Genomic DNA, 7,699 nt, shown 5'->3' with positions numbered 1-7,699 from the left:
GCCACCGCCGACCCCAGGCGCCCAAGCTGCCCGAGGCCGCCTGGATCAACCAGCCCTCACAGGAGGCCCTCATACAGACCGCCTGACGGAATCTGTCTCACCCGCCTTGACACTTTCCGGAAGACCACGGCCTGCTCACTCGCACCGTCTACCCCGAGGTTCCCGCTCGCGTGGAGTACGAACTTACTGACCTCGGACACAGCGCAGCCGCCCCGTTGAAGCATCTGCGCGACTGGGTTGAACACAACGTCGGAACCGACCAGTAGCGACCCCCTCGGCGCTACATCGAGCCAGGAGTCCCGGCCTCCGCGTAATACCGCGTCAACACAGACGAGGCGTCGCGGTCGCCGTCACCGGACACGACAGAGTTCAGCAGGTACCGGTACCCGTCACCGGTCGTCATCACCCTAATTGATAACGTCACACCTAGAAGGTGCGAAGTAACCGACGCGCGAGCACAGGAGCGCTTCTGTCATTTCGAAGGCGAGACTTCGCGCGATTGGGATTCGCCGGGCCATCCTTCTTCTCTTTCGTCGAACGTCACCGCAACACCGTGTCGCTGGGGTTCGTGAAATCTTCTTCCGGAAGCGAAACCCAGGTACTGCGCCATGAGGAACTCGCCGCAGCGATGCACAGGCGTTCGACAGTTCGGTCGCACGAACCGATCGTTTGTTAACGGACGGCACTGTACGTCGATCGAAAGTCGCGCCGACACCCCCTGCGAATTCGCGTCGCGGGATAGTTTGCCAGGATCCGGCGATCAGCGTGGTGCGCATCAAGGAGGTGCGCAGCGGCCTCAGCACGAGGAGCCTGCCCGCGAGGCCGACCACCCCGCCCCTAGGAACGGTAGGAGTGCGACGTCGGGGCGAGCTGGGGGCCACCCCCCGAGACCGAAAGTAGCACCGCAGCGACGATAAGCGCCACGCCAACCAGGGTGGTCGTCAGCTCCCCGACCAACGAACCGATCCATCCGCGTTCCTGGAGGTCTCGGAACATCCTTATGCTCAGCCCGAACGTTCCGTTCGAGCTGCGAACCGATCGTCTCGATGCGTCGTGGCAGACGCCTCAGCTGTCCACCGATGACCTGGAGTTGCACGCGGCCGTCGGCGAACATCTCCCTTGAGTCCATCGCCAGACGTATGAAATGAGGAGTTCGAGCAAGGGCCCGATCGACCAAGTCGTAGTCGGCAACGAGCTGGCACAGCGTTCCCTCGAGTGACACGAAGGAAACGACTGGCGTTCTCCTCCGCTGTTGGGGACGTCGGGTCGGCTGAAATAATGGCCGGGACGATACGGTGGCGAGTCAGAGCGCCGTGATCCACCGCGCGATCTCGTCAGCGATCTCGTCGCTATTGTCTTCGACCATCAGCATGTGGCCGTTCCCAGCGAGAAGAGGCAGTTCGGACGACCAGAAGGTGACGGCGGCGCCCTGATCGGTGAGCCAGGCCACGATGTCCTGATCCAGCTGCGAGGGGTGGTCGGTATCGGCTCCACCCGTGAAGACGAGAATCGGCTTGTTCGTGAACGCGTCGGTCGGCCCGATCCTCATTTGGCTCCCACCGATGTTCTGACGCTGATAAAGCATCCGGGCCGGGATCGGCCGAAGGGTGCGGCGGAACACCTCGATGCACTCGCGGGGGAACCGCCGGCTGGGTCCGATGGCCTTGTCGTTCACGAAGGCGCTTGTGGGTTCCCAGAAACCCATCTTCGGGATGGTCCAGTCGATGGCCGCTCCACGGATGGAGACCTCCTGGTCGGACTCCCTCACGATCTCGGGCACCGCCTGTATATTTCCAGGCGGGCCCGGAGCGACGGCTACGAGCCCGTCGATGAGATCGCCATGCGTCTCTAGGAGGCGGAAGCCAATCGGACCTGCCATCGAGTGCACGACCAGCACGACGTTCCGGCCGAGACCAGAGAGGAACACGCCCATCCCTCGGCACACGCTCTCATAGTCCAGCCGCGCAGACGCCGCACGATCATCGACGTGTTGGGCCGCCTCATAGGACAACCCCAGCCAGTCCACCACCAGCACACCGTAGCCAAGCGATACGAATCGTGCCGCCCAGCCCTGTCGGCCGTCGGGCGTCTCGAGATAGTACTCGTTCGAGGCACCACCCCCGTGCACGAGGACGATCCACCGAGCAGGCGCACCCGACGGCGCCAGTTCGGTGTACGAGATCGGCGCGACGTCGTCTGGGCGTGAAATCGAATCCATAGCTTCCCCAGGCCTGTTAGGCAATGACGGCGTCGAGGGCCCGTGCGAGCCTCTCCGGATGCGTGAGCATCACCAAATGGCTTCCGTCGATCTCGATCGTGCGCGGACTATCAAGCCGCCCGGCCGCGGCCTGGTAGATCTCAGCGGGAACGGTCTGGTCCTGAGCGAGGAACACATAACTTGACGGGATGCTGCTCGCCCAGAACCGGTCGAGGCGGATCGGCTCATCGGACCAGCCTGCCGGCGCTGGGACGAGCCTCGGCTCGAGCGCGGCGAGCTGCTGCTGCTCGAACGGGGACATGTCCTGCATAGTCGCGGCCCAGAGCTCAGGCGGCATGGCGATGGTGTTGTCGTCGGACTGACTCGCAAGCGCCTTCATCGCTGCGACCAACGGATCGGGGAGCACGTCGTTAATGCTCTCGCCGTCGCGCAGCACCCAGGCGTCGACGAAGACGACCCGGCCGATGCGCTCGGGCATCGCCTCAGCGACGAGTTGGATGAGCGGACCTCCGCCGCTATGACCGACGAGCACGATGTCGAGCTGGGTGAGCTCTCTTACCTGATCGATCAGATCGCGCGCCATCATGCTCATCGTGACGCCGGAGCGGTCCACGTCACCGTCTTCGAGACCGCGCAGCGTCGGCGCGATCACCTCGTGCCCCATTCTGCGCAATTCGTCGGCGACGCCGTCCCACGCCCAGCCGCCTACCCATCCGCCGTGCACCAGTACGATCTGCATTGATCATCCTCTTCGCATATTTGTCTGCTGAGCAGAACTTGTTGCTAACTAGAAGACACAATAGCTTGCGCGGCGCCAACAGTCCAGCATGGCTCGAGCTCTCTTCAGAACGCGCCGAACGACCCCTGCACCAGGTCGCAGGGGAAAGAGACGACGAGCCTTCAGGAGGTCAGGTCGGCCAGACGTACGGCTGCCTCATCGAGGAGTGCGACGAGGGTCTTCACCTTGCGGGGAGGCAAGCGGAACACCGGGGCAGATGCGTTGATCGCCAACCGCAGCCCGCTCGCCGAGGGAACGGCCACGGCCACCGAGGCCACGCCCTCCTCGCTCTCCTCCCGGTTCGTTGCATAGCCCTGCTTCGCGACAAGATCCAGTTGTGCGAGGAGCTCGGTCTTGGTACGGATCGACTGCGGAGTCACCTGTGAGAGTTGCTCGTCGGGGTAGAGACGGTCCAATTGTTCTCGCGGGAGCTGCGCCAGGAGAACCTTTCCCGTGGAGGTGCAATGGGCCGGCATCTCCTTGCCCAACCGTGAAGCGACTCGCACCGCCGTCGTCGGTTCCGAGACTGCGAGAAAGCGAGTGGAGTTGCCGTCGAGCGTGCCGAGGTGAACCGTCTCGCCGGCTTGGTGGCTGAGTTCCTCGAGGATCGGTTGCACGATCTGCGGGATGTCCATCTTTCTCAGCACCGAGAAGGCGATCGTGGTCAACGACGGCCCTGGCCCGTATGTCTTCGTTCGCGGGTCTTGCCGCACGAATCCTCGCCATTGAAGCATCGCGAGGATGCGATGCGCCGTTGAGGTCGCGACACCCAGGTGCTTGCTGGCGTCCGTCAGTCGAAGTTCGTTCTTCTCACCGAGCAGGAGCAGGAGTTTCAGGGCATTGTCGACCGACTCGATCGGTATTGCGGAGCCGCATCGACTCCGTCGGCTGCTCTATTTCTCTGCACAACAGAAACTGTATCGTTCCTGCCGGCCCTCAGGGCCGCCATCAAGGGCAAGGCGATCCCGTCCAGGTCTATCCGGACGCCGATTCGAGCAGCCGGCCCAGTCGTACACGAACGTCGGAAAGCGACGATCCCGCTGCGATGGACCGGCGGACTTCGACGAGAGCGCGGGGCCAATTCAGTACCACTGCCCCGTCGAATGACAGACCATTCTGAGAGTACAGAGACGCGATCCGGTCGGGTGTTCGAGGGTCCGTCACCATCTCGGGGTTGACTGCCGTCGTGCGACCGACGATGTGCAGCTTCCAGTTGAACTGGTCACTCCAGACATACTCGACAGGCAGATATGAGCGTCGGTCGTCGGGATGAGCGATGTTGTGCGCGACACAGCGCGCCTGGTCGACCGCATTCGTCCAGTGCTCAAGACGGGTGAGATCGCCGCGAACCGGATGCCGCCACCGCGCAACATCGCCGATCGCATGGATTTCCGGGGCGCCGAGTGCCGTGAGGAATTCGTCGCAGACGAGACCGTCGTCGATCTCGAGCCCTGAGTCCTCGAGCCATTCGACGTTCGGCACTGCCCCGATGCCGATGACGACGACATCACCGTGGAGCTCGGAACCGTCATCCAGGAGCACGCGGAAGTCTCCCTTCGCACCGTCGATCTGCGCGACCGTCCGTCCGAGAACCGCATGTACGCCATGCCGGGAGTGCTTCTGCGAGAAGAGGGCGCCAATCTCGTCACCGAGCCGGCGTGACATCAGGTCGCGTGTCGCCGAGACCAGGGTGACATCGACTCCGAGCCCAAGAGCGGTCGCGGCGACCTCGGCGCCGATGAAGCCCGCTCCGATGACGATGATCCTGCGATCGGGAACTAGCTCGGCGCGCAGCCGGTCTGCGTCGTCGAGTGTCCGCAGCACATGGATTCCCTCGCCTTCACCCCACGGCGACGGCCGCGCGCGGACGCCGGTCGCCACCACGAGGTCATCGAAGCCGACCCGCCGTCCATTCGCCAGCCGGAGCTCCGACAACGCACGGTCCAGACCTACCGCCGGCACACCGAGACGAAGGTCGATGTTAAGCTCGAGCGCCTCCGCCGCCGTGAGGAGCGTGACCTCGGCTGCACCTGCACCGACGAGGTATCCCTTCGACAGCGGCGGCTTGTCGTAGGGCAGCACGGGCTCGGAGCCGATGAGCACAACGTCTCCGCGATACCCCTCTGCCCGAAGCGCCTGCGCGGCCCGTACCCCCGCGATCGACGCACCGACAATCGCTGTCGTCATTCGTCTTCCACCCGGAGCGCGGAAACCGGGCAGCTGTTCGCCGCCTCGGTGACCCGTTTCCGGTCGGCCTCGTCGACCTCTGTTCTGAGCAGGATCACGACGCCGTCGTCATCGAGATCGAAATAGTCTCCCGCGGCCATGATGCAGTTGGCGTAGCCCTGACAGAGCCCGAGATCCGCTTTCACGACAGGCATGTGTCACTCCTCTCCTGCTTCTTCAGGCGTTATCTCAGGGAACATCGGTGCGAACGGTTGGGCGATCATGGCGGAGAACGTCGCCGTAGTCTGCCAGGTCAGCGCCTCGAGCTCGAGCGGATCGAGAGCGACCCACTGCCCGGATCGCGGCGACTCGATCAGGAGCCGGGAGCCGTTGCGTGTCTCCACGCGAGATACCCGGATCTCCGAGAACTCATTGGCGATCGAGATCGGAGCCCCTACCCGCTGGTCTTCGAGCCGCTGACGTTCGTCTGCTGCTGCGATGGCCGCGATGCGGTCGTCCTCTTCGCCTTCCCATTCGAGTTTCATAGGAAGATCGCCAGATTCTGTGTGCGCAAGACCGACTCGTCGACCGTGATGGTTCGGCGTGCGAGCTGCAACCCGCCGCCGACACGTCGCAGAACGTCTTCGCGGCCGGCCGAGATCACCGCGGGCTCGTGCACGTCGCCGCGACTGCGGAAAAGAAGCACCGCAGAATCGACGACGACCTCGCCCGGGACGTCGCTCTCGAAGGTGCGCACGTTCGTGACGAAGTGACGGAGCCGGGAGGGCGGATCCTCTGTCCAGGCGTGTTCCGTGAGGAAGCGGGCGACCCGCCGGCTCAGGGAGTACTTGTTCTCGTCCCAATGCGCCATGCCCGGAGACGTCGAGTACCCGGCGCCGAGCGCGGTAGTGACCTGCACGGGCATGATGTAGTGCACATCGTCGGCGATGAGGTCGAGCCAGTCCTCGTACCGCTGCTCGTCGAGGATGTATGCCTCTTCGACGAGCCACCTGTGCGTCTCCAGATGCAGGCCGTCCGAGAACGACAACGAACTCCCCACCCGCGTGGCTTTGGTCGTATGTGCTCCGAGCGGCGACTCTTTCAGTCGAACCCAGCGCGCCTCGGTCATGACAGCCCCTCCGGCATCCCCACCGACGAGATGATCAGCGCGGTCGGCTCCGTCTCGAGGTAGTCCGCCCAGCGCTCGAGCAGATGCCGCTGGTTGTACTCTCCGTAACCGACGTGGGCCACGCCCGGGCCAGAGAACGCGTCCGGTCCGAGCGGCTCCACGACGAATCTGCCGTCTTTCAGCACGCCCATCCGGCTGTTCAGCAGCAAGCGCCGCGCCATATTCCCTTTCGCGGTGTTCGTAAGGGACACCCAGTTCTCCACATCGTCCTGCTCGAACATCCCCGTGCTGCCGAAGCACATCAGGTACGCCTTGTACGACAGAGCCTTGAACTCCTCCGGTGCCGCTGCGTCGACGGCGAACCAGGAAAGCACCTCGGTCTCGTTCTCGCTGATCGGCTGCCAGGTACGGATCGAGATGAACGGGAGCACGTCGTCGCCGTCTTCCACCTTCGGCCAGTTGTGCACGAAGCTCATGTTCGGGAAGATCGAGGCCGCCGAGATCATGAAGCCGTTCTCGCCGATCACATTGAGCTGGTCCTGGGACCAGACCTCCTTCATCCGGTCGATCATCTCGTCGGGGTAGCCCACGTAGCGCAGCCGCTCCTCGAGCGTTCCCTCCGGAAGCTTGTAGGTCGTGCCTCCGCCGTTGCCCGCCCAGTACGTGTTGCCGTCTTTACGCTTCTCCGCCTTCGGTTCGCGGAAGAGGCCGATCTCGACCACCGAGGTGTGGGTCTGTGGCGTGTGGTACATGTCGCCGGCGAAGTTCTCTGCGCCGATCTTCCAGTTCGCCTTCACCCGCCAGCGCTGCGGGCCGCGGAGCTCGATGCCCGAGGAGCTCTGCTTCGTGTAGTAGTCGAGATAGAAAGCGAAATCGCCGAGGTAGTCGATCAGCGGTGGCGCATCCGGATCCATGCTGATGAAGATCAACCCGTTGTAGCTGTCGAGGCTCGGCGCCGGAAGCAGGCGGGCTCCCTTGCGATTGAAGCCAGCCTCGCCACCGTACGCCTCTTCGTGGAACGGCAGCCCCACGATTCGTCCGTCGTTGCGGTACGACCAGCCGTGATACGGGCAGCGGAAGTGCGAGGCGTTGCCCATTTCCGCCCGGCACACCTGCATTCCTCGGTGCAGGCACATGTTGAACATCGCCTTGACGGAGCCACTCTCGTCGCGCACCACGATGAACGAGTCGTCGAGCACTCGCCGCACCACGTAGTCGCCGGGCTGAGGGATCTCTGATTCGTGACCCACGAAGATCCACGCGCGACTGAACAAGCGCTCCCGCTCGAGCCCTGTGCGTCAGGATGGGGTGAGACACCAGCACTGCTGACCTTCGCACTGCACGGGGCGAGAACGGACCAATACTGAGATGACGATGACGGTTGCTGACGTCGGCACCGATGATGGGG

At 63.8% G+C, this 7,699-nt stretch carries 9 protein-coding genes and 1 pseudogene; 1 reads left to right on the top strand and 9 read right to left on the bottom strand.

What is annotated here, in order from left to right:
- The first annotated feature begins 170 nt into the window (after window positions 1-170).
- Window positions 171-266 carry a hypothetical protein gene (locus ID804_RS12025; RefSeq protein WP_370651862.1) on the top strand — a complete coding sequence of 32 codons (96 nt, stop codon included), beginning with the start codon at window positions 171-173 and terminating at the stop codon, window positions 264-266.
- Window positions 267-1,303: 1,037 nt separating this feature from the next.
- Here the strand turns inward: ID804_RS12025 and ID804_RS12020 are convergent.
- The 9 genes and pseudogenes from ID804_RS12020 to ID804_RS11985 all read right to left on the bottom strand — a co-directional run bounded on the left by ID804_RS12020 (window position 1,304) and on the right by ID804_RS11985 (window position 7,541).
- Window positions 1,304-2,218: an alpha/beta fold hydrolase gene (locus ID804_RS12020; RefSeq protein WP_169080437.1), complete on the bottom strand. Its 915-nt coding sequence runs from the start codon at window positions 2,216-2,218 to the stop codon at window positions 1,304-1,306.
- A gap of 16 nt (window positions 2,219-2,234) precedes the next feature.
- Complete coding sequence (locus ID804_RS12015) at window positions 2,235-2,957, bottom strand: alpha/beta fold hydrolase (protein WP_169080434.1); 723 nt, start codon at window positions 2,955-2,957, stop codon at window positions 2,235-2,237.
- A gap of 161 nt (window positions 2,958-3,118) precedes the next feature.
- Window positions 3,119-3,664 carry an IclR family transcriptional regulator gene (locus ID804_RS12010; RefSeq protein WP_223159176.1) on the bottom strand — a complete coding sequence of 182 codons (546 nt, stop codon included), beginning with the start codon at window positions 3,662-3,664 and terminating at the stop codon, window positions 3,119-3,121.
- Between the two features lie 42 nt (window positions 3,665-3,706).
- Window positions 3,707-3,853 (bottom strand): annotated as a pseudogene (locus tag ID804_RS12280) (helix-turn-helix domain-containing protein); the annotation flags it as partial.
- Between the two features lie 118 nt (window positions 3,854-3,971).
- Window positions 3,972-5,183: an NAD(P)/FAD-dependent oxidoreductase gene (locus ID804_RS12005; protein WP_005054949.1), complete on the bottom strand. Its 1,212-nt coding sequence runs from the start codon at window positions 5,181-5,183 to the stop codon at window positions 3,972-3,974.
- A complete protein-coding gene (locus ID804_RS12000) occupies window positions 5,180-5,377 on the bottom strand; it encodes a ferredoxin (protein ID WP_005054951.1) in 198 nt (65 codons plus the stop codon). The genes ID804_RS12005 and ID804_RS12000 overlap by 4 nt, the downstream gene beginning before the upstream one ends.
- 3 nt (window positions 5,378-5,380) lie before the next feature.
- Complete coding sequence (locus ID804_RS11995) at window positions 5,381-5,707, bottom strand: hypothetical protein (protein WP_005054953.1); 327 nt, start codon at window positions 5,705-5,707, stop codon at window positions 5,381-5,383.
- Window positions 5,704-6,291: a 3-phenylpropionate/cinnamic acid dioxygenase subunit beta gene (locus tag ID804_RS11990; protein WP_005054954.1), complete on the bottom strand. Its 588-nt coding sequence runs from the start codon at window positions 6,289-6,291 to the stop codon at window positions 5,704-5,706. Before ID804_RS11990 ends, ID804_RS11995 begins: the two co-directional genes overlap by 4 nt.
- Window positions 6,288-7,541 (bottom strand): aromatic ring-hydroxylating dioxygenase subunit alpha, encoded by a 1,254-nt coding sequence (locus ID804_RS11985; RefSeq protein WP_005054956.1) that lies wholly within the window; start codon window positions 7,539-7,541, stop codon window positions 6,288-6,290. Before ID804_RS11985 ends, ID804_RS11990 begins: the two co-directional genes overlap by 4 nt.
- Window positions 7,542-7,699: the final 158 nt, after the last annotated feature.

This window comes from Microcella alkalica, from assembly GCF_014595885.1.
Taxonomy (GTDB): domain Bacteria; phylum Actinomycetota; class Actinomycetes; order Actinomycetales; family Microbacteriaceae; genus Microcella; species Microcella alkaliphila_B.
The sequence above is the reverse complement of the archived record's forward strand: the minus strand, read 5'-3'. Positions and strand labels throughout refer to the sequence as shown.